This is a genomic window from Pseudomonas sp. PDM18 (genome assembly GCF_014852585.1).
Classification (GTDB): domain Bacteria; phylum Pseudomonadota; class Gammaproteobacteria; order Pseudomonadales; family Pseudomonadaceae; genus Pseudomonas.
This window is the reverse complement of sequence record NZ_JACVBX010000009.1, coordinates 115,129-141,616: the sequence shown is the minus strand read 5'-3', so window position 1 is coordinate 141,616 and position 26,488 is coordinate 115,129. Positions and strand designations below refer to the sequence as shown.

Annotated in this window: 20 protein-coding genes and 3 tRNA genes; 14 read left to right on the top strand and 9 right to left on the bottom strand. The window is 62.6% G+C overall.

The features are described 5' to 3' along the window. Positions 1-113 precede the first annotated feature (113 nt). Positions 114-1,796 carry a glutamine--tRNA ligase/YqeY domain fusion protein gene (locus IB274_RS18960; protein WP_192433929.1) on the top strand — a complete coding sequence of 561 codons (1,683 nt, stop codon included), beginning with the start codon at positions 114-116 and terminating at the stop codon, positions 1,794-1,796. A 3-nt stretch (positions 1,797-1,799) separates the two neighbouring features. After that, positions 1,800-3,188, top strand: a complete 1,389-nt coding sequence (cysS, locus tag IB274_RS18955) for a cysteine--tRNA ligase (RefSeq protein WP_192433692.1) — start codon at positions 1,800-1,802, stop codon at positions 3,186-3,188. Positions 3,189-3,251: 63 nt separating this feature from the next. Here the strand turns inward: cysS and folD are convergent, their stop codons facing one another. Continuing rightward, positions 3,252-4,106, bottom strand: a complete 855-nt coding sequence (gene folD / locus IB274_RS18950; protein WP_192433690.1) for a bifunctional methylenetetrahydrofolate dehydrogenase/methenyltetrahydrofolate cyclohydrolase FolD — start codon at positions 4,104-4,106, stop codon at positions 3,252-3,254. A 262-nt stretch (positions 4,107-4,368) separates the two neighbouring features. Between folD and IB274_RS18945 the strand changes: the two genes are divergently transcribed. The 9 genes from IB274_RS18945 (at position 4,369) to IB274_RS18905 (ending at position 13,318) form a co-directional block, all read left to right on the top strand. Next, positions 4,369-4,445: transfer RNA gene (locus tag IB274_RS18945), tRNA-Arg, on the top strand. A gap of 31 nt (positions 4,446-4,476) precedes the next feature. Further along, positions 4,477-4,552: transfer RNA gene (locus IB274_RS18940), tRNA-His, on the top strand. Positions 4,553-4,604: 52 nt separating this feature from the next. Beyond that, a tRNA-Leu gene (locus tag IB274_RS18935) sits at positions 4,605-4,689 on the top strand. Positions 4,690-4,831: 142 nt separating this feature from the next. Next, positions 4,832-6,142: a trigger factor gene (tig, locus tag IB274_RS18930; RefSeq protein WP_192433688.1), complete on the top strand. Its 1,311-nt coding sequence runs from the start codon at positions 4,832-4,834 to the stop codon at positions 6,140-6,142. Between the two features lie 93 nt (positions 6,143-6,235). Further along, the gene (gene clpP, locus IB274_RS18925) at positions 6,236-6,874 is read left to right on the top strand and encodes an ATP-dependent Clp endopeptidase proteolytic subunit ClpP (protein WP_138216336.1); all 639 of its coding nucleotides are present in this window, start codon (positions 6,236-6,238) and stop codon (positions 6,872-6,874) included. A 107-nt stretch (positions 6,875-6,981) separates the two neighbouring features. Then, entirely contained in the window at positions 6,982-8,262 is a 1,281-nt protein-coding gene (clpX, locus tag IB274_RS18920; RefSeq protein ID WP_192433685.1) for an ATP-dependent Clp protease ATP-binding subunit ClpX, read from the top strand. Positions 8,263-8,395: 133 nt separating this feature from the next. Beyond that, positions 8,396-10,792, top strand: a complete 2,397-nt coding sequence (gene lon / locus IB274_RS18915; RefSeq protein WP_192433683.1) for an endopeptidase La — start codon at positions 8,396-8,398, stop codon at positions 10,790-10,792. Between the two features lie 136 nt (positions 10,793-10,928). After that, positions 10,929-11,201 (top strand): nucleoid-associated protein HU-beta, encoded by a 273-nt coding sequence (gene hupB / locus IB274_RS18910; RefSeq protein WP_003087931.1) that lies wholly within the window; start codon positions 10,929-10,931, stop codon positions 11,199-11,201. 227 nt (positions 11,202-11,428) lie between these two features. Then, entirely contained in the window at positions 11,429-13,318 is a 1,890-nt protein-coding gene (locus IB274_RS18905; RefSeq protein WP_192433681.1) for a SurA N-terminal domain-containing protein, read from the top strand. 87 nt (positions 13,319-13,405) lie between these two features. Here IB274_RS18905 and fabI read toward each other — a convergent pair whose 3' ends face one another. The 8 genes from fabI to gloB form a co-directional block, all read right to left on the bottom strand. Then, positions 13,406-14,203 carry an enoyl-ACP reductase FabI gene (gene fabI / locus IB274_RS18900; protein WP_192433679.1) on the bottom strand — a complete coding sequence of 266 codons (798 nt, stop codon included), beginning with the start codon at positions 14,201-14,203 and terminating at the stop codon, positions 13,406-13,408. A 33-nt stretch (positions 14,204-14,236) separates the two neighbouring features. Next, positions 14,237-15,841, bottom strand: coding sequence for an ABC transporter ATP-binding protein (locus IB274_RS18895; protein ID WP_192433677.1), 1,605 nt, complete (start codon positions 15,839-15,841; stop codon positions 14,237-14,239). Between the two features lies 1 nt (position 15,842). Next, complete coding sequence (locus IB274_RS18890) at positions 15,843-16,862, bottom strand: ABC transporter permease (protein WP_192433675.1); 1,020 nt, start codon at positions 16,860-16,862, stop codon at positions 15,843-15,845. A gap of 4 nt (positions 16,863-16,866) precedes the next feature. Next, a complete protein-coding gene (locus tag IB274_RS18885; protein ID WP_081516482.1) occupies positions 16,867-17,949 on the bottom strand; it encodes a microcin C ABC transporter permease YejB in 1,083 nt (360 codons plus the stop codon). Further along, positions 17,949-19,814 carry an extracellular solute-binding protein gene (locus tag IB274_RS18880; RefSeq protein ID WP_192433673.1) on the bottom strand — a complete coding sequence of 622 codons (1,866 nt, stop codon included), beginning with the start codon at positions 19,812-19,814 and terminating at the stop codon, positions 17,949-17,951. The genes IB274_RS18885 and IB274_RS18880 overlap by 1 nt, the downstream gene beginning before the upstream one ends. Continuing rightward, positions 19,811-21,640: an extracellular solute-binding protein gene (locus IB274_RS18875; RefSeq protein ID WP_192433653.1), complete on the bottom strand. Its 1,830-nt coding sequence runs from the start codon at positions 21,638-21,640 to the stop codon at positions 19,811-19,813. The genes IB274_RS18880 and IB274_RS18875 overlap by 4 nt, the downstream gene beginning before the upstream one ends. Positions 21,641-21,756: 116 nt before the next feature. Next, a complete protein-coding gene (locus IB274_RS18870) occupies positions 21,757-23,367 on the bottom strand; it encodes a LysM peptidoglycan-binding domain-containing protein (protein WP_192433651.1) in 1,611 nt (536 codons plus the stop codon). A 79-nt stretch (positions 23,368-23,446) separates the two neighbouring features. Then, positions 23,447-24,241, bottom strand: a complete 795-nt coding sequence (gene gloB, locus IB274_RS18865; protein WP_192433649.1) for a hydroxyacylglutathione hydrolase — start codon at positions 24,239-24,241, stop codon at positions 23,447-23,449. A gap of 89 nt (positions 24,242-24,330) precedes the next feature. On the opposite strand from gloB, the gene IB274_RS18860 reads away from it, so the two are divergent. The 3 genes from IB274_RS18860 (at position 24,331) to dnaQ (ending at position 26,351) form a co-directional block, all read left to right on the top strand. Next, positions 24,331-25,086 carry a class I SAM-dependent methyltransferase gene (locus IB274_RS18860; protein ID WP_138216456.1) on the top strand — a complete coding sequence of 252 codons (756 nt, stop codon included), beginning with the start codon at positions 24,331-24,333 and terminating at the stop codon, positions 25,084-25,086. Between the two features lie 11 nt (positions 25,087-25,097). Continuing rightward, positions 25,098-25,541: a ribonuclease HI gene (gene rnhA / locus IB274_RS18855; protein ID WP_192433647.1), complete on the top strand. Its 444-nt coding sequence runs from the start codon at positions 25,098-25,100 to the stop codon at positions 25,539-25,541. 72 nt (positions 25,542-25,613) lie between these two features. After that, on the top strand, positions 25,614-26,351 hold the full coding sequence (gene dnaQ, locus IB274_RS18850; protein WP_192433645.1) for a DNA polymerase III subunit epsilon: 738 nt from the start codon (positions 25,614-25,616) through the stop codon (positions 26,349-26,351). The last annotated feature ends 137 nt before the right edge of the window (positions 26,352-26,488 follow it).

Below are 26,488 nucleotides of genomic sequence, written 5' to 3'. Positions count from 1 at the left end.
TCCGCTCTTTGAAAAAATCGAAGGCCTGTCAGGGGGTTGACAGCTTCGGCTATGATAAGCGCTTTGGTTTGGCTGGCCTACCCTGGCCGAACACCAGCATGATCAAGGACACCATGAGCAAGCCTACCGCCGATACGAAAGAAGCCACTGTTGCCGCCAACTTCCTGCGCCCGATCGTTGCGGCCGACCTGGAAAGTGGCAAGCACCAGAAAATCGTCACCCGCTTCCCGCCGGAGCCCAACGGCTACCTGCATATCGGTCACGCCAAGTCCATCTGTCTGAACTTCGGCCTGGCCAAGGAGTTCGGCGGTGACTGCCACCTGCGCTTCGACGACACCAACCCGGCGAAGGAAGACCAGGAGTACATCGATGCCATCGAGGCCGATGTGAAATGGCTGGGCTTCGACTGGGCCGGCCAGGTGCGCTATGCGTCCAACTATTTCGATCAGTTGCATGATTGGGCGGTAGACCTGATCAAGGCCGGCAAGGCGTTCGTCTGTGATCTGAACGCTGAGGAAATGCGTGCCTACCGTGGCTCGCTCACCGAGCCGGGCAAGAACAGCCCGTTCCGCGAGCGCTCGGTGGAAGAGAACCTGGACCTGTTCGCCCGCATGAAAGCCGGCGAGTTCCCGGACGGCGCCCGCTCGCTGCGCGCGAAGATCGACATGGCCTCGCCGAACATCAACCTGCGCGACCCGATCCTCTACCGCATTCGCCACGCCCATCACCACCAGACTGGCGACAAGTGGTGCATTTACCCCAGCTACGACTTTACCCACGGTCAGTCGGACGCCATCGAGGGCATCACCCACTCCATCTGCACCCTGGAGTTCGAGGATCACCGCCCGCTGTACGAGTGGTTCCTGGCCAACCTGCCGGTCCCGGCCCAGCCGCGCCAGTACGAATTCGCGCGCCTGAACCTCAACTACACCATCACCAGCAAGCGTAAGCTCAAGCAACTGGTCGATGAAAACCACGTGCATGGCTGGGACGACCCGCGCATGTCGACCCTGTCCGGCTACCGCCGCCGCGGCTATACGCCGGCGTCGATCCGTACCTTCTGCGACATGATCGGCGTGAACCGCGCCGGTGGCGTGGTGGACATCGGCATGCTGGAGTTCGCCATTCGTGACGATCTGGATGCCAACGCCGGCCGCGCCATGTGCGTGCTCAAGCCGCTGAAAGTGGTCATCACCAACTACCCCGAAGGCCAGGTCGAGAACCTCGAGCTGCCGCGCCATCCGAAGCAGGACATGGGTGTTCGCGTGCTGCCGTTCAGTCGCGAGATCTACATCGATGCCAGTGACTTCGAGGAAGTCCCGCCGGCCGGCTACAAGCGCCTGATCCCGGGTGGTGAGGTACGCCTGCGCGGCAGCTACGTGATCCGCGCCGACGAGGCCATCAAGGATGCCGCCGGCAACATCGTCGAATTGCGCTGCAGCTACGACGAGAACACCCTGGGCAAGAACCCCGAGGGCCGCAAGGTCAAGGGCGTGATTCACTGGGTGCCGGCTGCCGAGAGCGTCGAGTGCGAAGTGCGCCTATACGACCGCCTGTTCCGCTCCGCCAATCCGGAGAAGTCGGAAGAGGGCGGAAGCTTCCTCGACAACATCAACCCGGACTCCCTGGTGGTGCTCAAGGGTTGCCGCGCCGAGCCGTCGCTGGCCAGCGCCACGGCCGAGGACCGCTTCCAGTTCGAGCGCGAGGGCTACTTCTGCGTGGATGCCAAGGACTCCAAGGCTGATGCCCTGGTCTTCAACCGCACCGTGACCCTGCGCGATTCCTGGGGGCAGTAACGGATGGCTGACTTGCAGATCTACAGCACGCTGTCCAAGACCAAGGACCGCTTCAAGCCGCTGGTGGGCAACCAGGTGCGCATGTACGTGTGCGGCATGACCGTGTACGACTTCTGCCACATCGGTCATGCCCGCGTGATGGTGGCGTTCGACGTCATCGCCCGTTGGCTGCGCCATCGCGGCTATGACCTGACCTATGTGCGCAACATCACCGACATCGACGACAAGATCATCCGTCGGGCCCAGGAGAACGGTGAATCGTTTGAAGACCTGACTGCTCGTATGATCGCCGCGATGCATGAAGACGAGGCGCGCCTGTCGGTCCTGCGTCCGGACATCGAGCCGCGCGCCACCGGCCATATCGCCGGCATGCACGAGATGATCCAGACGCTGATCGACAAGGGTTACGCCTACGCGCCGGGCAATGGCGACGTCTACTACCGGGTCGGCAAGTTCGCCGGCTACGGCAAGCTGTCGCGCAAGAAGATCGAGGACCTGCGCATCGGTGCGCGGATCGAGGTCGACGAATCCAAGGAAGACCCGCTGGACTTCGTGCTCTGGAAGGGCGCCAAGCCCGGCGAACCGAGCTGGGAGTCGCCCTGGGGGGCCGGGCGTCCGGGCTGGCACATCGAGTGCTCGGTGATGTCCACCTGCTGCCTGGGCGAGACGTTCGATATCCACGGCGGCGGCCCGGACCTGGTGTTTCCGCACCACGAGAACGAGATCGCCCAGAGCGAGGCGGCCACTGGCAAGCTCTATGCGGCCAGTTGGATGCACGCCGGCGCGGTGCGCGTGGATGGCGAGAAGATGTCCAAGTCCCTGGGTAACTTCTTCACCATCCGCGAGGTGCTGGAGAAGTACCACCCGGAAGTCGTGCGCTTCCTACTGGTGTCCAGCCACTACCGTAGCCCGATCAACTATTCCGAAGACAACCTGAAGGAAGCCAAGGGCGCGCTGGAGCGTTTCTACACCGCGCTGCGTGGCCTGCCGCAGGCGGCTGCCGCGGGTGGCGAGGAGTTCGTCGAGCGCTTCGGTGCCGCTATGGACGACGACTTCGGTACGCCGGAAGCGGTTGCTGTGCTGTTCGAGATGGTCCGCGAGGTCAACCGCTTGCGCGAAAGCGATCCGGCGGCAGCGGCTGCATTGGCGGCGCGCGTGCGCGAGCTGGGTGCTCTGCTGGGTGTTCTGCAGCTGGATGCCGACGAGTTTCTCCAGGCTGGCGCAGCTGGCAAGGTCGATGCGGCGCAGGTCGAGGCGCTGATCCAGGCTCGCCTGGATGCCCGCGCGTCAAAGAACTGGGCCGAGTCCGATCGCATTCGTGAAGAGCTGACCGCTCTGGGCGTGGTGCTGGAAGACGGCAAGGGCGGCACTACCTGGCGTCTTGCTGAGTAATAGCTTCCCGGGAATGAAAAAGGCCGCTGATCAGCGGCCTTTTTCTTGCTCGTCGAAAACCTGTCAGCTGTGCAGGTGCTCTGCGGCGTACAGGGTGTTTTCAAGCAGGCAGGCGCGAGTCATCGGGCCGACGCCGCCCGGAACCGGGGTGATCCAGCTGGCGCGCTCGGCAGCCACGTCGTACTCCACGTCGCCCACCAGCTTGCCGTCTTCCTGGCGATTGATGCCCACGTCGATGACGATGGCGCCTTCCTTGATCCATTCGCCCTTCACCAGGCCTGGTTTGCCAGCGGCAACCACGACCAGGTCGGCGCGACCGACGTGTTCGGCCAGATCACGGGTGAAGCGGTGAGTGACGGTGACGGTGCAGCCGGCCAGCAGCAGCTCCAGTGCCATCGGTCGGCCGACGATGTTGGAAGCGCCTACTACGACCGCGTCCAGGCCGTACAGGTCGACACCGGTGCTCTGCAGTAGGGTCATGATGCCCTTAGGCGTACAGGGGCGCAGCAACGGGATGCGCTGAGCCAGGCGGCCGACGTTGAAGGGATGAAAGCCGTCCACGTCCTTGTCCGGGCTGATGCGCTCCAGTAGTTGGGATGCATCGAGGTGGGCGGGGAGGGGCAGTTGGACGAGGATGCCGTCAATGGCCGGATCGGCGTTCAGGCGGTCGATCAGCGCCAGCAGCTCTTCCTGGGTGGTGCTGGCGGGGAGGTCGTACGCCTGGGAGAGGAAGCCGACCTCTTCACAGTCCTTGCGCTTGTGCGCGACATAGACCTGAGAGGCGGGGTCGCTGCCGACCAGGATCACAGCCAGGCCGGGGATGCGCAGTCCTTGCTGGCGGCGCTCATTGACGCGTTGGCCAATCTGCTGGCGGAGGCTGGCGGCGATCGCTTTGCCGTCGATCAGTTTTGCAGTCATGTCGGGGGGATAACCATTAAGGCGGGTGAAAAGAAGGCGCGCATTTTCGCATGCTGCCTCCATAAGGCAAAGGCGGGAGCCCCTGATTTGGCGTAACTCCTTTATCTCTTTGAATTTTTTTTAAAAAAGTTGTTGACGGGGTATGGTCTCATCGATAACATGCGCCCCGCTTGCCGAGCACAGCCTGAAACACGAAAGAGGCAGTGCCAACCGATTCGGTGGTTTCCACTGAGTCTGCTTAGCAAGGGTTGCCGCCACTAAAGCGCCCGTAGCTCAGCTGGATAGAGCATCCGCCTTCTAAGCGGATGGTCGCAGGTTCGAGTCCTGCCGGGTGCGCCAAGTGGCGTTCGGTACAAGCAAGTGTAATATGGTGGGCGTAGCTCAGTTGGTAGAGCACAGGATTGTGGCTCCTGGTGTCGTGGGTTCGATTCCCATCGTCCACCCCATATTCCGAAGCGCCAGGCCCAGAGCCTGGCGTTTTCGTTTCTGCGGTACCCTGCGGACGTGGTGAAATTGGTAGACACGCCGGATTTAGGTTCCGGTGGCGCAAGCTGTGAGAGTTCGAGTCTCTCCGTCCGCACCATCTTCTTTCCATAAGCTCTCGCATCCGTGAATTTCCGCAGCTTCCGCTCGGGGTGACTTCTGCATTTCTAGCTACTAGAATGCTTGCCCTTGATTCTGGGAGCCGGAAGGACCGGCTTACGTCTGTGCCACGAGGAATATCCATGCAAGTTTCCGTTGAAAGCACCTCCGCTCTTGAGCGCCGCATGACCGTTGGCGTGCCGGCCGAGCGCATCGAGACCGAAGTCAGCAAGCGTCTGCAGCAGACCGCTCGTCGCGCCAAGGTTCCTGGCTTCCGTCCCGGCAAGGTGCCGATGAGCGTGATCCGTCAGCGCTACGAAGCCGCCGCTCGTCAGGAAGCCCTCGGTGACCTGATCCAGGAAACCTTCTACGAAGCCGTGGTCGAGCAGAAGCTGAACCCGGCCGGTGCTCCCTCCGTCGAGCCGAAAGTGTTCGAGAAAGAGAAGGGCCTCGAGTACATCGCTACCTTCGAAGTCTTCCCCGAGTTCCAGGTTGCCGGTTTCGACGGCATCAAGGTCGAGCGCCTGCAGGCTGACGTGGCTGACGCTGATCTCGACAACATGCTGGAAATCCTGCGCAAGCAGAATACCCGCTTCGAAGCTGTTGACCGTGCCGCTCAGAACGACGATCAGGTAAACATCGATTTCGTTGGCAAGATCGACGGCGAGGCCTTCGCTGGCGGTTCCGCCAAGGGCACCCTGCTGGTGCTGGGCTCCGGCCGCATGATTCCGGGCTTCGAAGAAGGTCTGGTTGGCGCCAAGGCCGGTGAAGAGCGTGTTCTGAATGTGACCTTCCCCGAGGACTACCAGAACCTGGATCTGGCCGGCAAAGCCGCCGAGTTCACTGCTACCGTCAACAGCGTCGCCGAGCCGAAGCTGCCGGAACTGAACGAAGAGTTCTTCGCTCTGTTCGGCGTGAAGGAAAGCACTCTGGAAGGCTTCCGCACCGAAGTTCGCAAAAACATGGAGCGTGAGCTGCGTCAGGCCATCAAGTCCAAGGTGAAGAACCAGGTGATGGAAGGTCTGGTCGAGACCAACCCGATCGAAGTTCCGAAAGCCCTGATCGGCAACGAAGTCAATCGTCTGCGCGTCCAGGCTGTCCAGCAGTTCGGTGGCAACATCAAGCCCGACCAACTGCCGGCCGAGCTGTTCGAAGAGCAGGCCAAGCGCCGCGTCGTGCTGGGCCTGATCGTCGCCGAGCTGGTCAAGCAGCACGAGCTGAAGGCTGACGAAGCCCGCGTTCGCGAAATGATCGAAGAGATGGCTTCCGCTTATCAGGAGCCGGAACAAGTTGTTTCCTGGTACTACAAGAACGACCAGCAGCTGAACGAAGTTCGTTCGGTTGTACTGGAAGAGCAAGTTGTAGATACTGTCCTGCAGAAGGCCAATGTGACCGACAAGCAGGTATCCTACGAAGAAGCGGTCAAGCCTGCAGAAGCTCCGCAAGCGGCCTGATCCAACGCTTCGTTCGATTGTCACAAGCCAGCCTTCGGGCTGGCTTGTGCGTCTATAGAGACATGAATTTTTATTAGGGAGTGATCGTCGGACATGCATAATCCTTATATGCCGCAAGTTCCGAACATTCAGGCCGCTGGTGGTCTGGTGCCGATGGTGGTGGAGCAGTCCGCCCGCGGTGAGCGTTCCTACGACATCTATTCGCGCCTGCTGAAGGAGCGGATCATCTTTCTGGTCGGCCAGGTTGAGGACTACATGGCCAACCTCGTGGTTGCCCAATTGCTATTCCTCGAAGCCGAGAACCCGGACAAGGACATCCATCTCTACATCAACTCGCCGGGTGGTTCCGTGACCGCTGGTATGTCGATCTACGACACCATGCAGTTCATCAAGCCCGACGTATCCACCATCTGTGTGGGGCAGGCGTGCAGCATGGGTGCACTGCTGCTGGCTGGCGGCGCCGCTGGCAAGCGCTACTGCCTGCCGCATTCGCGCATGATGATCCACCAGCCGTTGGGCGGCTTCCAGGGACAGGCTTCGGACATTGAGATCCACGCCAAGGAAATCCTCTTCATCAAGGAGCGTCTGAACCAGGTGCTGGCACACCACACCGGCCAGCCGCTGGACGTTATTGCACGCGATACCGACCGTGACCGCTTCATGAGTGGCGAGGAAGCCGTCAAGTACGGTCTGATCGATCAGCTCTTCACCCAGCGTCCTGCTGCCAGCTGAGTCTCTCCGCACTGCCGCGGCCGGTAATCCGGCCGCTCGCGGGCTTGAAAATGCCTGCGAATGCCTTCATCTTGTCCTTCACGTATATCCCCGATTGGAACGATCGAATGACTGACACCCGCAACGGCGAGGACAACGGCAAGCTGCTGTATTGCTCCTTCTGCGGCAAGAGCCAGCACGAAGTGCGCAAGTTGATTGCCGGCCCCTCGGTCTTTATCTGCGACGAGTGCGTCGACCTGTGCAATGACATCATCCGTGAGGAGGTGCAGGAAGCACAGGCGGAGAGCAGTGCGCATAAGCTACCGGCGCCGAAAGAGATCCGCACCATCCTCGATCAGTACGTGATCGGCCAGGAACGTGCCAAGAAAACCCTGGCAGTAGCGGTTTATAACCACTACAAGCGCCTGAATCAGCGTGAGCGCAAGGACGATGTCGAGCTAGGCAAGAGCAACATCCTGCTGATCGGGCCGACCGGCTCGGGCAAGACCCTGCTTGCCGAGACATTGGCCCGTCTGCTTAATGTTCCCTTCACCATCGCCGATGCCACCACCCTCACCGAGGCTGGCTACGTGGGCGAGGACGTCGAGAACATCATCCAGAAGCTTCTGCAGAAGTGCGACTACGATGTCGAGAAGGCCCAGATGGGTATCGTCTACATCGACGAAATCGACAAGATCTCGCGCAAGTCCGACAACCCGTCGATCACCCGCGACGTGTCCGGCGAAGGCGTTCAGCAGGCTCTGCTGAAGCTGATCGAAGGTACCGTGGCTTCCGTGCCGCCCCAGGGCGGCCGCAAGCACCCGCAGCAGGAGTTCCTGCAGGTCGACACCCGTAACATCCTGTTTATCTGCGGTGGCGCGTTCGCTGGCTTGGAAAAGGTCATCCAGAACCGTTCTACCAAAGGCGGCATCGGATTCAACGCCGAGGTTCGCAGCCAGGAAGCGGGTAAAAAGGTGGGGGATGCGCTTCGCGAAGTCGAGCCGGAAGATCTGGTGAAGTTTGGCCTGATTCCGGAGTTTGTCGGTCGTTTGCCGATCATCGCGACGCTCGAAGAGCTGGACGAAGCTGCGCTGATGCAGATTCTGACCGAGCCGAAGAACGCGTTGACCAAGCAGTACGCCAAGCTCTTCGAAATGGAAGGTGTGGACCTTGAGTTCCGCCCGGACGCACTCAAGGCCGTTGCCCGTCGCGCGCTGGAGCGCAAGACCGGCGCCCGTGGCTTGCGTTCGATCCTCGAAGGCATCCTGCTCGACACCATGTACGAGATCCCCTCGCAGAACGACGTCAGCAAGGTGGTGATCGACGAGAGTGTCATCGAGGGCTCCTCCCAGCCGCTGCTGATCTACGAGAACAGCGAGCAGCCGGCCAAGGCTGCACCTGACGCCTGAAACCAGAAGGGGCCCTAGGGCCCCTTTTTTCTTCCCATCTACCGCGCTTGTTTTTTCCTAGCCCTAACCCCATCTTAGGCCGAAGGGTCCAATCCCATAGTTTTGGCCAAGTGCCGCTGTAGAGCCGAATATCATGAAAACACTCGTCGAGTTGCCCCTGCTCCCCCTGCGTGACGTAGTGGTGTATCCGCACATGGTCATCCCGCTTTTCGTGGGGCGAGAGAAATCAATCGAGGCCCTCGAGGCCGCCATGACCAGCGACAAGCAAATCCTGTTGCTGGCGCAGAAGAATCCGGCCGACGATGATCCGGGCGCCGATGGGCTGTACCGCATGGGTACCGTCGCCACCGTTCTGCAGCTGCTAAAGCTACCCGATGGCACCGTCAAGGTATTGGTCGAGGGCGAGCAGCGCGGCCAGGTAGAGCGCTTTATCGACGAGGAAGCCTATTGCCGTGCGGAGGTTTCGATCATTGACGAGGCGACCGTCGGCGAGCGCGAATCCGAAGTCTTCACCCGCAGCCTGCTCAGCCAGTTCGAGCAATATGTGCAGCTGGGCAAGAAGGTCCCGGCGGAAGTCCTGTCCTCGCTCAACAGCATCGACGAGCCTGGCCGCTTGGTGGACACCATGGCTGCCCATATGGCGCTGAAGATCGAGCAGAAGCAGGAAATCCTCGAAATCACCGAGCTTTCGGCCCGCGTCGAGCACGTGCTGGCCATGCTGGATGCCGAAATCGACCTGCTGCAGGTCGAGAAGCGCATCCGTGGCCGCGTGAAGAAGCAGATGGAGCGCAGCCAGCGCGAGTACTACCTCAACGAGCAGATGAAGGCCATCCAGAAAGAACTGGGTGACATCGACGAAGGCCACAACGAAGTCGAGGAGTTGAAGAAGCGCATCGACGCCGCCGGCCTGACCAAGGAAGCCATGGCCAAGGCCACTGCCGAGTTGAACAAGCTCAAGCAGATGTCGCCGATGTCCGCCGAGGCGACCGTGGTACGTTCCTACATCGACTGGCTGGTGAATGTGCCTTGGAAGGCCGAGAGCAAGGTGCGTCACGACCTGGACAAGGCCGAGGACATCCTTGACGCTGACCACTATGGCCTGGAAGAGGTCAAGGAGCGCATCCTTGAGTACCTCGCTGTCCAGAAGCGCGTGAAGAAGCTCAAGGGGCCGGTGCTCTGCCTGGTTGGCCCGCCCGGCGTGGGCAAGACCTCGCTGGCCGAGTCCATTGCCCGTGCGACCAACCGCAAGTTCGTGCGCATGGCCCTGGGCGGTGTTCGCGACGAGGCCGAGATTCGCGGTCACCGTCGTACCTACATCGGTTCCATGCCCGGTCGTCTGATTCAGAAAATGACCAAGGTGGGCGTACGCAACCCGCTGTTCCTGCTCGACGAAATCGACAAGATGGGCAGCGACATGCGCGGGGACCCCGCGTCGGCGCTGCTGGAAGTGCTCGATCCTGAGCAGAACCATAACTTCAACGACCACTACCTCGAAGTCGATTACGACCTCTCCGATGTGATGTTCCTCTGCACGGCGAACTCCATGAACATTCCGGCAGCGCTGCTGGACCGCATGGAAGTCATCCGCCTGCCGGGTTACACCGAAGACGAGAAGATCAACATCGCCGCGAAATATCTTGTACCGAAACAGACTGCGGCCAATGGTCTCAAGAAGGGCGAGGTTGTCTTCGAAGAAGCGGCTACCCGTGACATCATTCGCTATTACACCCGCGAAGCCGGTGTGCGCAGCCTTGAGCGCCAGATCGCCAAAGTATGCCGCAAGGCGGTCAAGGATGGGGGTAAGGCCAAGCGCATCGAAGCCGTAGTGACTCCGGATTCGCTGGAAAACTATTTGGGTGTGCGCAAGTTCCGCTACGGCCTGGCCGAGCAGCAGGACCAGATTGGCCAAGTCACCGGCCTCGCCTGGACCCAGGTGGGCGGCGAATTACTGACCATCGAATCGGCCATGGTTCCCGGCAAGGGCGCACTGACCAAGACCGGCTCGCTGGGCGACGTCATGGCGGAATCCATCACCGCTGCGCTGACTGTTGTTCGTAGTCGTTCGAAGAGCCTGGGCATCGCACCAGACTTCCACGAGAAACACGATATCCACATCCACGTGCCGGAAGGTGCGACGCCGAAGGACGGCCCTAGCGCGGGCATCGGCATGTGCACCGCACTGGTTTCGGCGATCACTCAGATCCCGGTCCGTGCGGACGTTGCCATGACCGGCGAAATCACCCTTCGGGGTCAGGTGCTGGCCATTGGCGGTCTGAAGGAAAAACTTCTGGCCGCGCACCGGGGTGGAATCAAGACAGTCATCATTCCCGAGGAAAACGTACGAGACCTTAGGGAGATTCCGGATAATATTAAGGCCGATCTCGTTATTAAACCGGTTAAATGGATTGACGAAGTCCTGCAAATTGCGCTGCAATACGCCCCGGAGCCCTTGCCCGATGCGGCTCCCGAGATGGTTGCAAAGGATGAGAAGCGCGAGTCTGATTCCAAGGAGCGAATCAGCACGCATTAGTTGGGGGGCTTTCTTGACACTGTTTTTGAGCCCTTGTTATAAAGCGGCACTTGCTTTGTCAGTTGGCAAACCAGCACCTGCTTTTGCTTACACCTAACACATAGAAACATACTCAACAGAAATAAGGGGACTTAGAGTGAACAAGTCGGAACTGATCGATGCTATCGCCGCATCTGCTGATATCCCGAAAGCTGTTGCCGGTCGCGCTCTGGACGCGGTGATCGAGTCTGTAACTGGCGCCCTGAAGGCTGGTGACTCCGTCGTACTGGTAGGCTTCGGCACCTTCGCTGTCAAAGAGCGCGCTGCTCGCACCGGTCGCAACCCGCAAACCGGCAAGCCGATCAAGATCGCTGCTGCTAAGATCCCGGGCTTCAAGGCCGGTAAAGCCCTCAAGGACGCTGTCAACTAAGCGTCTTTTTGGACTTGACCTGGATCGGTTCAACTTCGGTTGGGCCCGGTCACGGAGCGATGACCCGGCTGGCGTAGGTCGGTTGGAATCATCAGGGGTCACGGGCTAAATGCCCGCAAGCTCCACCAGTTACGAGAAGGCGCATCCTCGGATGCGCCTTTCTTATATCCGCTTTTTTCCACGCCGCGCCGCCATTGACGGTGGGCCGTGGCCGCGTCGGGGGCCGCATGCTGCAAAACATCAGGGACAATTCCCAAGGCTGGATCACCAAGACCATCCTGGGCGTGATCGTTGTCCTCATGGCTTTGACCGGGTTCGATCAGATCATTCGCGCAACCCATCACGAGAACGTCGCTGCTCAGGTCAACGGTGATGACATTAGTCTGCCGGAACTGCAGCAGGCTGCGGACATGCAGCGTCGCCAGCTGATGCAGCGTCTGGGCAAGGACTTCGATTCGTCCATGCTCGACGACAAGCTGCTCAAGGACTCCGCGCTGAAGTCGCTCATCGAGCGCAAGCTGATCCTGCAGGCTGCCCAGAACGACAAGTTCGCCTTCTCCCAGCAGGCGCTGGATCAACTGATCCTGTCGACCCCTGAGTTCCAGGTGGACGGCAAGTTCAGCGCCGAGCGTTTCGACCAGGTCATTCGCCAGATGGGCTATGACCGAATGCAGTTCCGTCGCATGTTCGGCGAGGAAATGCTCATCGGTCAGCTGCGCGCCGGTATCGCCGGTACCGGCTTCGTCACCGATGACGAGCTGAATGCCTTCGCTCTCCTGGAGAAGCAGACCCGCGACTTCGCCACCCTGACCCTCAAGGCCGACCCGGCCAAGAGCAAGGTCGAGGAAAGCGAGATCAAGGCGTACTACGACGCTCATAGCTCCGAGTTCATGACGCCCGAGCAGGTCACCATCGATTATGTCGAGCTGAAGAAGTCCGCCTTCTTCGACCAGGTGGAGGTGAAGAAGGAAGACCTCGATGCCCTCTATCAGAAGGAGATCGCCGGTCTGGCCGAGCAGCGCGACGCCGCGCATATCCTGATCGAGGTGAACGACAAGCAGAACGACCAGCAGGCCAAGGCCAAGATCGACGAGATCAAAGCACGCCTGGACAAGGGTGAAGACTTCGCCAAGCTGGCCAAGGAGCTGTCCAACGACACCGGTTCCGCCGCCAACGGTGGTGACCTGGGCTTCGCCGGTCGTGGCGTGTATGACCCGGCCTTCGAAGAGTCGCTGTATGCACTGAAGAAGGGCGAAGTCTCTGCCCCGGTGAAGACCTCCTACGGCTGGCACCTGATCAAGCTGCTAGGCGTCGAAGCACCGGAGGTTCCGACCTTCGACAGCCTCAAGGCCAAGCTGGAGCACGAAGCCAAGACCCAACTGGTCGAGCAGCGCTTCGTCGATGCGACCAAGCAGCTGGAAAGCTCCGCCTATGAAGCCTCCGATCTGGGCCAGCCGGCTCAGGACCTGGGTCTGAAGGTGCAGACCAGCAAGCCGTTCGGCAAGGAAGGTGGTGAGGGCGTGACTGCCAACCGCCAGGTCATCCAGACCGCTTTCAGCGCTGAAGTGCTGGAAGAGGGCGCCAATAGCGGCGCCATCGAACTCGACCCGGATACCGTGGTCGTGTTGCGCGTGAAGGAGCACCACAAGCCTGAGAAGGAAACCCTGGAACAGGTGAGTGCCGATATCCTCAAGCGTCTGCAGGTCGAGCACGCCGCCACCGATGCTAAGGCTCGTGGCGAAGCGCTGCTGGCTGGTCTGCGCGACGGCAAGATCCCGCTGACCCAGGCTCAGGAAGGTCAGGACTGGAAAGTCGTGGAAGCGGCAGCCCGTGGTCAGGAAGGTGTCGACCCGGTGGTGCTGCAGAGCGTGTTCCGCATGGCTCGTCCGGAAGGTGCCGGCAAGCCCAGCCTGGGTGGCGTCGCACTGCAGAACGGCGACTTCGTGCTGGTCAAGCTCAGCGGTGTGAACGAGCCTACCGCCAAGCCGACCGAAGAAGAGAAAGCGATGTACCAGCGCTTCCTTGCCTCGCGTAGCGGCCAGGACGATTTCGCTGCGTTCCGTCGCTACCTGCAGGATCAGGCGAAGATCGAGAAGTTCGACGACGCCAAGAAGTAAAAAACAGGGGCCGCGCAAGCGGTCCTGGTTTTCAGTAGAAAGAAAAAGGCCGCTGATGCGGCCTTTTTCTTTGCCCGGTTGAAAGCCTCAATCGTCGCTCAGCGGACCCATCGCCGTGGTGTTGAAGCCGCCATCGACATAAAGAATTTCGCCGCTGATACCGCTGGCCAGGTCCGAGCAGAGGAAGGCGCCGGCGTTGCCGACCTCATCAATGGTGACGTTGCGCCGCAGTGGGGTCTGGCGCTCGTTGGCGGCGAGCATCTTGCGGAAGCTCTTGATGCCTGACGCTGCCAGGGTGCGGATCGGGCCGGCGGAGATGGCGTTGACGCGGGTGCCTTCCGGGCCGAGGCTGGCGGCCAGGTAGCGCACGCCGGCTTCCAGGCTGGCCTTGGCCATGCCCATGACGTTGTAGTTGGGCATCGTGCGATCGGCGCCCAGGTAGGAGAGTGTCAGCAGGCAGCCGTTGCGGCCCTGCATCAGTTCGCGGCCGGCCTTGGCCAGGGCGACGAAGCTGTAGGCGCTGATGTCGTGGGCGATGCGGAAGCCGTCGCGGGTGGTGACTTCGGTGAAGTCGCCGTCGAGCTGCTCGCCCGGTGCGAACCCCACCGAGTGGACGATGCAGTCCAGGCCGTCCCACTGCTTTGCCAGTGCGGCGAACACGGCTTCGATGTCTGCATCGCTGGCCACGTCGCAGGGGAAGCACAGCTCGGCGCTGGAGCCCCAGCCGGCGGCGAACTCCTCGACGCGGCCCTTGAGCTTGTCGTTCTGGTAGGTGAAGGCGAGCTCGGCGCCTTCGCGGTGCATCGCCGCGGCGATGCCGGAGGCGATGGACAGCTTGCTGGCGACACCGACGATCAGTACGCGTTTACCGGCGAGAAACCCCATGTCATTGCTTCCTTGTCTGCAGCTGGTTCAGCCTTACGTGGGCACCATGAAGGCTGCCTCCAGTAGTTGCTGTGTGTAGGCATGCTGTGGCGCGGCAAAGACGTCTTCGGCCATGCCCTGTTCGACCACCTTGCCGTGGCGGATCACCATCAGCTGGTGACTGAGGGCTTTCACTACAGCCAGGTCGTGGCTGATGAACAGGTAGGTCAGGTTGTACTTGGCCTGCAGTCCGCGCAGCAGTTCGACGACCTGGCGCTGCACGGTGCGGTCCAGTGCCGAGGTCGGTTCGTCCAGCAGGATCAGCGCCGGCTTGAGCACCAACGCGCGGGCGATGGCGATGCGCTGCCGCTGGCCCCCGGAAAACTCGTGGGGGTAGCGGTGGCGGGTGTCCGGGTCGAGTCCGACTTCCTTGAGCGCCTCGATGATCGCCTGCTCGCGTTCCTCTTGCGTGCCCATGCCGTGGATCTCCAGACCTTCACCCACGATCTGGCCCACCGACATGCGCGGGCTGAGGCTGCCGAACGGGTCCTGGAAGACTACCTGCATCTCGCGGCGCAGTGGCCTGACTTCCGCCTGGTTCATGTCTTCGATGGCCTGGCCCTCGAAACGGATGCCGCCCTGGCTGTTGATCAGTCGAAGGATAGCCAGGCCGAGCGTCGACTTGCCCGAGCCGCTTTCGCCGACAATGCCCAGGGTCTGGCCGCGTGGCAGGCTGAAGTCGATGCCGTCGACCGCCTTGACGTGGTCGACGGTCTTGCGGAAGACGCCTTTCTTGATCGGGAACCACACGCGCAGGTCGTCGACCTCCAGCAGCGGCGCTCCAGGCTCGTTCTGCGCGGGGGTGCCACTGGGCTCGGCACCGAGCAATTCGCGCGTGTAGGGGTGCTGTGGGGCCGCGAAGAGGGTATCGCAATCGGCCTGCTCGACGATGCAGCCGCGTTTCATCACGCAAACGCGATGGGCGATGCGCCGGACGAGGTTGAGGTCGTGGGTGATCAGCAGCATCGCCATGCCCAGGCGCTGTTGCAGGTCGCGCAGCAGGTCGAGGATTTTCAGCTGTACCGTGACGTCCAGCGCCGTGGTCGGTTCGTCGGCGATCAGCAGCTCCGGCTCGCAGGCCAGCGCCATGGCGATCATCACCCGCTGCCGCTGGCCGCCGGACAGTTCGTGCGGGTAGGCCTTGAGTCGGCTGGCGGGGTTGGGAATGCCGACCAGATCGAGCAGCTCCAGCGTGCGTGCGCGGGCCTGGTTGCCGCTCATGCCCTTGTGCAGTGCGAGCACTTCGCCGATCTGCTTCTCGATGGTGTGCAGCGGGTTCAGCGAGGTCATGGGTTCCTGGAACACCATGGCGATGCGGTTGCCGCGGATGCCGCGCAACTTGCGCTCGGGCAGCTTGAGCAGGTCCTTGCCGGCGTAGTGGATGCTGCCGGAGGGATGGCTGGCGGTGGGGTAGGGCAGCAGGCGCAGGATGGAGTGCGCGGTGACTGACTTGCCGGAGCCGCTTTCGCCTACCAGCGCGAGGGTCTCGCCCTTGCGGATGTCGAAGCTGATGTGTTCCACCGCGCGGACCTGTTCGTCGCCGCAGAGGAAGTCGACGGAGAGGTCGCGGACTTCGATGAGGTTCTCGTTCTGGCTCATGTCACTTCCTCGGGTCGAAGGCATCGCGGGCGGCTTCGCCGATGAACACCAGCAGGCTCAGCATCACGGCCAGCACCACGAAGGCGGTGATGCCCAGCCAGGGCGCCTGCAGGTTGGACTTGCCCTGGGCAACCAGCTCGCCCAGCGACGGCGCGCCGGCGGGCAGGCCGAAGCCGAGGAAGTCCAGGGAGGTCAGGGTGCCGATCGCGCCGGTGAGGATGAAGGGCATGAAGGTCAGGGTGGAGATCATCGCGTTGGGCAGGATGTGGCGGAACATGATCGCCCCGTTGCGCATGCCCAGGGCGCGGGCGGCGCGTACGTACTCGAGGTTGCGGCCACGGAGGAACTCGGCGCGCACCACGTCCACCAGGCTCATCCAGGAAAACAGCAGCATGATGCCCAGCAGCCACCAGAAACCCGGCTGTACGAAGCTGGCGAGGATGATCAGCAGGTAGAGCACCGGCAGGCCCGACCAGATTTCGAGGAAGCGCTGGCCGAGCAGGTCGATCCAGCCGCCGTAGAAGCCTTGCAGCGCGCCCACGGCGACGCCGACGATGGAGCTGAGCACGGTGAGGATCAGGGCGAACAGCACCGACACGCGGAAGCCGTAGATTACTCGCGCCATGACGTCGCGCGCCTGGTCGTCGGTGCCCAGCCAGTTCTCCGCGCTGGGCGCTGAGGGAGCCGGTACTCGCAGGTCGTAGTTGATGGTGTCGTAGCTGTAGGCGATCGGCGGCCAGAGAATCCAGCCGTTCTTCTGCGCGATCTGCTCACGCATGTACGGGCTCTTGTAGTTCGCCTCCATGGGGAACTCGCCGCCGAAGGCAGTTTCCGGGTAGCGCTTGGCCACCGGGAAGTACCACTCGCCGTCGTAACGGATCGCCAGTGGCTTGTCGTTGGCGATCAGCTCGGCGCCCAGGCTCAGGATGAACAGCGTGAGGAACAGCCAGAGTGACCACCAGCCGCGCTTGTTGGCCTTGAAGCGCGCCCAGCGGCGCTGATTGATGGGAGACAGGCGCATCGGATTACTCCCGGTTCTCGAAGTCGATGCGCGGATCGACCAACGTATAGAGGACGTCGCTGACCAGCTTCATGATCAGGCCGAACAGGGTGAAGATGAACAGCGTGCCGAACACCACCGGATAGTCGCGGTTCAGCGCCGCCTCGAAGCTGAGCAGGCCCAGGCCGTCGAGGGAGAAGATCACCTCGATCAGCAGCGAGCCGGTGAAGAAGATGCCCAGCAGGGCCGAAGGCAGGCCGGCGATGATCAGCAGCATGGCGTTGCGGAATACGTGGCCGTAAAGCACGCGACGCTCGGTCAGGCCCTTGGCGCGGGCGGTGACCACGTACTGCTTGCCGATCTCGTCGAGGAAACTGTTCTTGGTCAGCAGGGTGATGGTGGCGAAGTTGCCGATCACCAGCGCGGTGATGGGCAGCGCGAGGTGCCAGAAATAGTCGCGGACCTTGCCGCCCCAGGTCAGCTCGTCGAAGTTGTTGGAAGTCAGCCCGCGCAAGGGGAACCAGTCCCAGTAGCTGCCGCCGGCGAACAGCACCACCAGCAGGATGGCGAAGAGGAAGGCGGGGATGGCGTAACCGACGATGATCGCCGAGCTGGTCCAGACGTCGAAGTGGCTGCCGTGGCGCACTGCCTTGGCGATGCCCAGCGGGATCGACACCAGGTACATGATCAGCGTGCTCCACAACCCGAGGGAGATGGACACGGGGAGTTTCTCGACGATCAGGTCGGTGACCTTGGCATCGCGGAAGAAGCTCTGGCCGAAGTCCAGGTGCACGTAGTTCTTGAGCATGATCCAGAAGCGCTCGGGTGCCGGCTTGTCGAAGCCGTACATGCGCTCGATTTCCTTCACCAGTTCCGGGTCCAGGCCCTGGGCGCCGCGGTAGTGCGTGCCGGCGGAGGCGACTTCACCGCCGCCGCCGGAAATGCGCCCGGTGGCGCCGCCGCTGGCGGCATCGAAGCCTTCCAGCTTGGCGATCATCTGTTCCACCGGGCCGCCGGGGGCGGCCTGGATGATGATGAAGTTGATCAGCAGGATGCCGAACAGGGTGGGGATGATCAGCAGCAGGCGCCGCAGGATGTAGGCCAGCATCAGTGGGTCCCTTGGGCGACGGCGCCGTCTGCCGGCGTTTCGCTCGCGGCATTGGTATCCGTCTTGGTCGGTACGGCCTTGTCGCGGGCTTGCCACCAAGTCTGCAGCGCGTAGCTGTAGGGCGGCAGTTTTTCCGGGTGGGCGATGCGGTTCCAGTAGGCGATGCGCCAGTTGCCCAGGTACCAGTTGGGCACCACGTAGTGGCCCCAGAGCAGCGCGCGATCGAGGGCGCGGGCGTGGCGCACCAGGCTTTCGCGGGAGCTGGCGTTGATCAGGCCTTCCACCAGGGCATCGATGCCCGGATCGCGCAGGCCGATGAAGTTGCGGCTGCCGGGCTTGTCGGCGCTGCTGGAGTGCCAGAACTCACGCTGTTCGTTACCGGGCGAGCTGGACTGCGGCCAGCTGCTGACGATCATGTCGTAGTCGCGCGAGCGCAGGCGGTTGATGTATTGCGAGACGTCGACGCGGCGCAGCTGCATGTCGATGCCCAGCTCCGCGAGGTTGCGCTTGAAGGGCAGCAGCACGCGCTCGAAGTCGGCCTGGGCGAGCATGAACTCGAAGCTCAGCTGCTTGCCGTCGGGGCCGACCATCTTGTCGTTCTCGATCTTGTAGCCGGCATCCAGCAGCAGCTGGTAGGCCTTGCGCTTCTGCTCGCGGATGATGCCGCTGCCATCGCTGGTGGGCGGCACGTAGACCCGGGTGAAGACTTCCGGCGGCAGCTTGTCGCGCAGCGGCTCGAGAATCTTCAGCTCCTCGGCGTCGGGCAGCTCCTTGGCGGCCATCTCGGAGTTCTCGAAGTAGCTGCCGTCGCGCAGATAGGAGCCGAAGAACAGCTGCTTGTTGGTCCACTCGAAGTCGAACAGGTTTGTGATCGCTTCACGCACGTGCGGGTCCTGGAACACCGGGCGGCGGATGTTGAAGGCATACGCCTGCATGCCCCACGGGTTGCCGTTCACCGGCTCCTCGCGGACGATGCGGCCGTCGCGCACGGCGGGCGAGTCGTAGGCGGTTGCCCAGTTTTTCGCGATGCGCTCGTCGTTGAAGTCGAACTGCCCGGCCTTGAAGGCTTCCAGGGCGACGGTGAGGTCGCGGTAGGACTCCACCACCACGGCGTCGAAGTTGTTGAAGCCACGATTCACCGGCAGTTTCTCTCCCCACCAGTCCTTGACCTTCTCGTAGCGGATCGAACGGCCCGCCTCGACCTTGGCGATGCGGTACGGGCCGCTGCCCAGTGGTGGTTCCATGTTGGTCTTGTTGAAGTCGCGGCTGGCCCACCAGTGCTTGGGCAGGATCGACAGCTGGCCGAGGATGAGCGGCAGCTCGCGGTTGTCGCCGTGCTTGAAGTCGAAGCGCACGCGCAGCTTGTCCTCGGCCACCACCTTGTCGACATCCGCGTAATAGTTGCGGTACATCGGGTCGCCGTCCTTCATCAGCGTCTCGAAGGTGAACACGACGTCTTCGGCGGTGACCGGTGTGCCGTCCTGGAACTTCGCCTCGGGGCGCAGGTAGTAGCGGACGAAGCGGTGCTCCGGGTCCTTCTCGATCTTCTCGGCGAGCAGGCCGTATTCGGTGAAGGGTTCGTCGAGGGAGTGGAAGGTCAGGGTGTCGTAGATCAGGTTGATCTGCGGAGCGGAGTTGCCCTTGGCGATAAAGGGATTGAGGCTGTCGAAGCCGCCGAAGTCGGAGAGGCGCAGCGTGCCGCCCTTGGGTGCATCGGCATTGACGAAGTCGAAGTGCTTGAAGTTTGCCGGGTACTTCGGCGCCTCGTCATACAGGGTGATGGCGTGCTGCGGCGCGGCCTGCGCACTGCCCAGCAGTCCCAGCAACAGGCCGGCGCAGAGCGCGGCGCGGCGGGGGCTTTTCATAGGGTTTTCTCCTGGTCTTTTTGCCACCAGGCTCGCAGGCCCAGCGTATAGGGTGGCGTGGTGACGAAAGCGAAGCGGTTGCGGTACGCCAGTCGGTGCTTGTTCAGGTACCAGTTGGGAATGCTGTAGTGCTGCCACAGCAGCACGCGGTCCAGGGCGCGTGCAGCGGCTTCCTGCTGGTCGCGGTCGCTGGCGCCAAGCAGTTTCTCGAGCATCGCGTCCACCACGGGGTTGGCAATGCCTGCGTAGTTCTTGCTGCCCTTGACTGCCACCTGGCTGGAGTGGAAGTACTGCCATTGTTCAAGGCCGGGGCTCAGGGTCTGGGGCAGGGTCATCAGAATCATGTCGTAGTCGAACTGGTCCAGACGCTGTTTGTACTGGGCGCGGTCCACGGTGCGCAAGCTCGCATCGATACCAATGCTGGCGAGGTTCTCGCGATACGGCTGGAGAATGCGTTCCAGGCTGGGGTTGACCAGCAGGATCTCGAAGCGCAGTTGCTTGCCGTTGGCGTCCAGCAGGCGGTCGCCGGAGAGCTTCCAGCCGGCTTCGCCCAGTAGACCCAAAGCGTGGCGCAGGGTTTCCCGCGGGATGCCGGCACCCTTGGTCACCGGCACGGTGAAGGGGCGCTTGAACAGCGCTTCGGGCAGTTGCGAGCGGTACGGCGAGAGCAGCAGCCACTCCTGGCCCTGAGGTACGCCGGTGGCCGCGAGCGTGCTGTTGGGGTAGTAGCTGCTGGCGCGCACGTACGCATCGTTGAACAGCGCGCGGTTGGTCCATTCGAAGTCGAACATCATCCCCAGAGCCTCGCGCACGCGGCGGTCGGAGAACGTCGCGCGGCGAGTATTGAGGAACAGTGCCTGGGTCTGGGTGGGAATCTGGTGGGGGATTTCCGCCTTCACCACGTCGCCCCGGCGCACCGCCAGGAAGCGGTAGTTGCTGCGCCAGTTCTTCGCCTGGTGTTCGATGTAGACGTCGAACTCGCCGGCCTTGAAGGCTTCGAAGGCGATGCCGGCGTCACGGTAGAAGTCCACCTCGACGCGGTCAAAGTTGTACTTGCCACGATTCACTGGCAGATCCTTGCCCCACCAGTCCTTGACCCGCTCGAACACCAGGCGGCGTCCCGGCTCCACCTCGGTGATCTTGTACGGCCCGCTGCCTAGCGGTGGTTCGAAGGTGGTGGCCTGAAAGTCGCGGCCCTTCCAATAATGCTGGGGGAGTACCGGCATCTCGCCCAGGCGCAGGATCAGCAGCGGGTTGTCGTGACGCTTGAAGACGAAGCGGATGCTCTGCGGCGAGAGGATATCGACCCGCTGCACTTCCTGCAGATTGGTGCGGTACATCGGGTGGCCGTGGTGCAGCAGCGTGCGATAGGAGAACGCCACGTCGTAGGCGGTGATCGGCTTGCCGTCGTGGAAACGGGCTTCCGGGCGCAGGTTGAACACCACCCAACTGCGGTCCTCGGCGTATTCCACGCTGCGCGCGATGAGGCCGTAGCTGGAGGCCGGCTCGTCGCCGGACGGGTCGTATAGGCCGGTGCCGACCATCAGCGGCTCGTTCAGCTCGCTGACGCCGTACTGCAGGAAATCCGCGGTGCTGACCGGCGGACTGCCCTTGAATGTGTAGGGATTGAGTGTGTCGAAGGTGCCCAGGCCCATCAGCCGCAGCAGGCCGCCCTTGGGCGCCCTGGGGTTGACCCAGTCGAAGTGCTCGAAGCTGGCCGGGTACTTGAGGTCGCCGAACTGGGCGTAGCCGTGGCTCTCGGTGATCTGGGCGGAGGCAGGGTGGCCCAGGAAGAGTCCCAGGAGCAGGAGAGACAAGCGACGCATCAGGCGTAGGATCCGATCCCGGCTGGCTGAAGGAGGTTAGCGTCGTACAGTAGCAGCTTGTCCTTGCTGCCAGAAGACATGCGGCCGGGGCTGTGCGCCCCGGCGCAAGGTGGAACTCAGCGGCTGGCGGTATCGAGGTACAGCATGATGGTCTGGCCCGGCTTCAGGGCCTGGCCGCTGCGCGGGTTCCAGCGCTTGATGTGCTGCATCTCGACGTTGAAGCGCTTGGCGATCAGGTACATCGAATCGCCCTGCTTGACCTTGTAGTAGGTTGCGGTGTCCTGCTTGGCCTTGCTCTTGCTGCTGGAAGCCAGCTGGGTGGCGGCGGCGCTTTGCATCTTGAGGGTCTGGCCCGGCTTGACGCCATGGCTGTCCAGGCCGTTCCAGCGCTTGAGGTCCGCAACCTCGACGCCATTCTTCTTGGCGATGTTCCACAGGGTGTCGCCATTCTTCACGGTGTAGTTGCGAGTAGCGACACGGGCGCTGGCAATGGTCTTCGAGCTTTCGACCTGGGCCAGTTGGCGCGGGCTCTCCGGCTCGATGGTCGGACGGCCGGGCTGTCCCGGGATGACCAGGGTCTGGCCATTGCGCAGGCGGTTGGCGCTCAGGCGGTTGGCGGCCTTGAGCTCGGCGACGCTAAGACGGTAACGCTGGGCGATGCTGTGCAGGCTGTCGCCTTTGCGCACGCGGTAATGGCCGTTGTTCGAAGCCACCAGCGGTTTGACCTGCACCGGCTCCAGGTTGGCGACGCCGGCCTTGAGCGAATCCGCCTTGGCCAGCGGCACCAGCAGGTGATGCGGGCCATCCAGGGTCACGCCGCGTTTGAAGGCGGGGTTGAGCTGCTGCAGTTCGTCCTGGTCCAGATCGCCTGCGGCGGCGACCTGGGAGAGGTCCAGGCCCGGCTTGACGCGGATCGAGGTGAAGTAAGGCTGGTTGGCGATCGGGCTGAGGTTGATGCCGTAGATGGTCGGGGCATTCACCAGCTGCGACAGGGCCAGCAGCTTGGGCACGTAGTCCTGGGTTTCCTGCGGCAGCGGCAGGTTCCAGTAGTCGGTGGGCAGGCCGAGGCGCTCGTTGCGCTCGATCGCGCGGCTGACGGTACCTTCGCCGGCGTTGTAGGCGGCCAGCGCGAGCAGCCAGTCGCCGTTGAACATGTCGTGCAGGCGGTTCAGGTAGGTCAGCGCAGCGTTGGTCGACGCGGTGATGTCGCGGCGGCCGTCATAGAAGTTGGTCTGGCGCAGGTTGAAGTGCGTACCGGTGCTTGGGATGAACTGCCACAGGCCCACGGCCTGGGCGCGCGACACGGCCATCGGGTTGTACGAGCTCTCGATCATCGGCAACAGCGCCAGTTCCAGCGGCATGTCGCGCTCTTCCAGGCGCTCGACGACGTAGTGCATGTACGGCGCGCCGCGCTCGCTGGCGTTTTCCAGGAACGACTGGTTGCTCATGAACCACAGGCGCTGACGCTCGATACGCGGGTTGGTATTGAGCTGGTCCTGCAGTTGGAAGCCGCCGCGCATGCGTTCCCAGATATCGTTCTGGGCCTGGTTCCAGGCGGGGTTGAACTGCACGTCGACGGCGCGGGAGGCGCTGCGGGCCTGGTTGTTGCTGGCGGTCTGCTGGGTCGACTGGCAGCCCGCCAGGCCCGCCGCGAGGAGGACAATAGAGACTCGGATGGCGCGTGCCAATGCGTCTAGATCGGAGGTTTTTCTGGTCTTTGGCGGCATTGGCTGATGACTATGTCCGGGGCAAAAATTTCGGCGATTCTAGAAACCGAGCCGGCCCTGGTCAAGATTTCGCCAGCCTTCAGAACTGGTCCTTCCAGCGGCGAATGGTCGCAAAGACCTCTTCCGGCGTGCGGATTTGCTGGCCGCTCCGCTCGTCGGCGACTTTCTTAACGGATGTTTCCGACACGCGAAGGAAAGGATTCGTCGCGCGCTCCAGGGCAATGGAAGAAGGAAGACTGATCTTCCCTTGTTCGCGCCAGCGGCTGACTTCTTCGAAACGTGCGAGGACTTCGGGATTCTCCGGTTCGACTGCACAGGCGAAGCGCAGGTTGCTCAGCGTGTATTCGTGGGCGCAGTACACGGCGGTGCGACCGGGCAGGGCGGCCAGCCGGCTCAGCGATGCATGCATCTGCGCCGGCGTGCCTTCGAACAGGCGGCCGCAACCGGCGGCGAACAGCGTGTCGCCGCAGAACAGCAGCGGCTGCTGTTCGTCACCATGGCTATCCGTTGCATGGAAATAGGCGATGTGCCCCAACGTATGGCCGGGCACGTGGATGACTTCGAAGCCCAGGCCGAGCACTTCGACCCGGTCGCCGCCCTCCAGCGCCACGTCGCGTCCCGGAATCTTTTCCCCGGCCGGGCCCAGCACACGGGCGCCGGTTTCCGCCTTGAGGCGGGCGACGCCGCCGACGTGGTCGGCATGGTGGTGGGTGATGATGATGTCGGTCAGTTTCCAGCCGGGATGGACCTGCAGCCATTGCTCGACCGGCGCGGCGTCGCCCGGATCGACTACGGCACATTCGCGGCGGGTCACATCCTGCAACAGCCAGAGGTAGTTGTCAGAAAAGGCGGGCAGAGCATCTATCTGTATCATGGGTGGAAAGTCGCCAAGTGGTGGGCATTGGCGCATAGTAGTGCGGATACACACTTTTGTGTCGCGCTGTCCCACAGGGGGTAGTGATGATCGAAGAACCCTTCGCCCAGGCCGATGCCGACTGGCTCGAACTGATCGACCAGGCACGCCACTGGCTGTCGGGACCGATCGGCGGAATGATGCTCGCCGAAGAGCAGCAATTGCTGATCGACGAACTGGAGCGCTATTTCGGCGGCTATCTGGTGCATTACGGGCCGCATGCCGAGCTGCCGGCCAGTGTCGGCAACATCCAGCGCGGCGTGCGCCTCGGGCCACCTTTGCCCGGGGTGGAAATCGCCTGCGACGAGGCGGCCTGGCCGCTGGGCGAGCATGCCGCCGACGTGGTGCTGCTGCAGCATGGCCTGGATTTCTGCCTGTCGCCGCACCGCCTGTTGCGCGAAGCCGCGCGCAGCGTGCGTCCGGGAGGGCACCTGCTGGTGGTCGGGGTGAATCCCTGGAGCGCCTGGGGCATTCGCCATTACTTCGCCCGCGATGCCTTGCGCCGCGCGCGCTGTATCGCGCCGAGCCGGGTCTGCGACTGGCTCAATCTGCTGGGCTTCGCGCTGGAGAAACGCCGCTTCGGGTGTTATCGTCCGCCGCTTGCATCGGCGAAATGGCAGGGCCGTCTGGCCCGCATGGAGACCTGGGGCCCCGTCCTGCAGGGCTCCGGCGCCGGCTTCTATCTATTGGTGGCGCGCAAGCTGGTGGTCGGTCTGCGGCCCCTGCGTCAGCCCCGTCGCGAGCCGCGCGGCCAACTGGTGCCGCTGCCGGTGGCCAAGGTCAGCCGCCGCGATTCCGAGTCCTGAAAGCGAGCCAAATGAGCGAAGAGAAAGTCGAGATCTACACCGACGGCGCCTGCAAGGGTAACCCGGGCCCAGGTGGCTGGGGCGCCGTGCTGTTCTACAAGGGCGCCGAGCGCGAACTGTGGGGCGGCGAGCCCGAAACCACCAACAACCGCATGGAACTGATGGCCGCCATCATGGCCCTCGCGGCGCTCAAGCGGCATTGCGACGTGCGCATCGTCACCGACTCGCAGTACGTCATGCAGGGCATCACCGAGTGGATGGTCAACTGGAAGAAGCGTGGCTGGAAGACCGCCGCCAAGCAGCCGGTGAAGAATGCCGACCTGTGGCAGGCGCTGGACGAACAGGTGAACCGGCATAATGTCGAGTGGCGCTGGGTGCGCGGCCACACCGGCCACCCCGGCAACGAGCGCGCCGATATGCTCGCCAACCGTGGTGTGAGCGAACTGCCGCGCTAAGCGTCCGACTCTCAGAATCAAGGTCGCCCGAAGCCATCCGGGCGAATCAATTGCAAGAAGGTTTCACACAGAATGCGCAGCGTCGTACTCGATACTGAAACGACCGGTATGCCGGTCACCGACGGCCACCGGATCATCGAGATCGGTTGCGTCGAACTCGACGGTCGCCGCCTCACCGGCCGGCATTTCCACGTCTACCTGCAGCCTGATCGCGAGATCGACGAAGGTGCGATCGCGGTCCACGGCATCACCAATGAATACGTCAAGGACATGCCGCGCTTCCGCGAAGTGGCGGATGACTTCTTCGAGTTCATCAAGGGCGCCCAACTGATCATCCACAACGCGGCGTTCGACGTTGGTTTCATCAACAACGAGTTCGCCCTGCTGGGGCAGTCCGAGCGCGCGGACGTCGCTGACTACTGCGGCATCCTCGACACCCTGCTGATGGCTCGCGAGCGCCATCCGGGTCAGCGCAATAACCTCGACGCCCTGTGCAAGCGCTATGGCGTCGACAACTCCGGCCGTGACCTGCACGGCGCACTGCTCGATGCCGAGATTCTCGCCGACGTCTACCTGGCGATGACCGGTGGCCAGACCAGCCTGTCGCTGGCTGGCAATGGTGCCGAAGGGGATGGCAGCGGTCGTGCCACGGCCTCGGCGATTCGTCGCCTGGCGGCGGATCGTGGGCTGACCCGTGTGATTCGTGCGAGTGATGCGGAGATCGAGGCGCATCTGGCGCGCCTGGCGGTGATCGAGAAGTCCGCCGGTGGTCCGTCGCTGTGGGCGCAGATGGAAGCCCCGAAGGAGTGATCCTCCTCGCTACCTGAGAAAAGGCCCCTGAACAGGGGCCTTTTTGTTTTTCATAGGAGCGCGCAGCTTCACTGTGGCCTGTCAGCCACGCGACGTTTTATTACAGCCGTCAGCCGGCTACATTCCCCTACATTCCG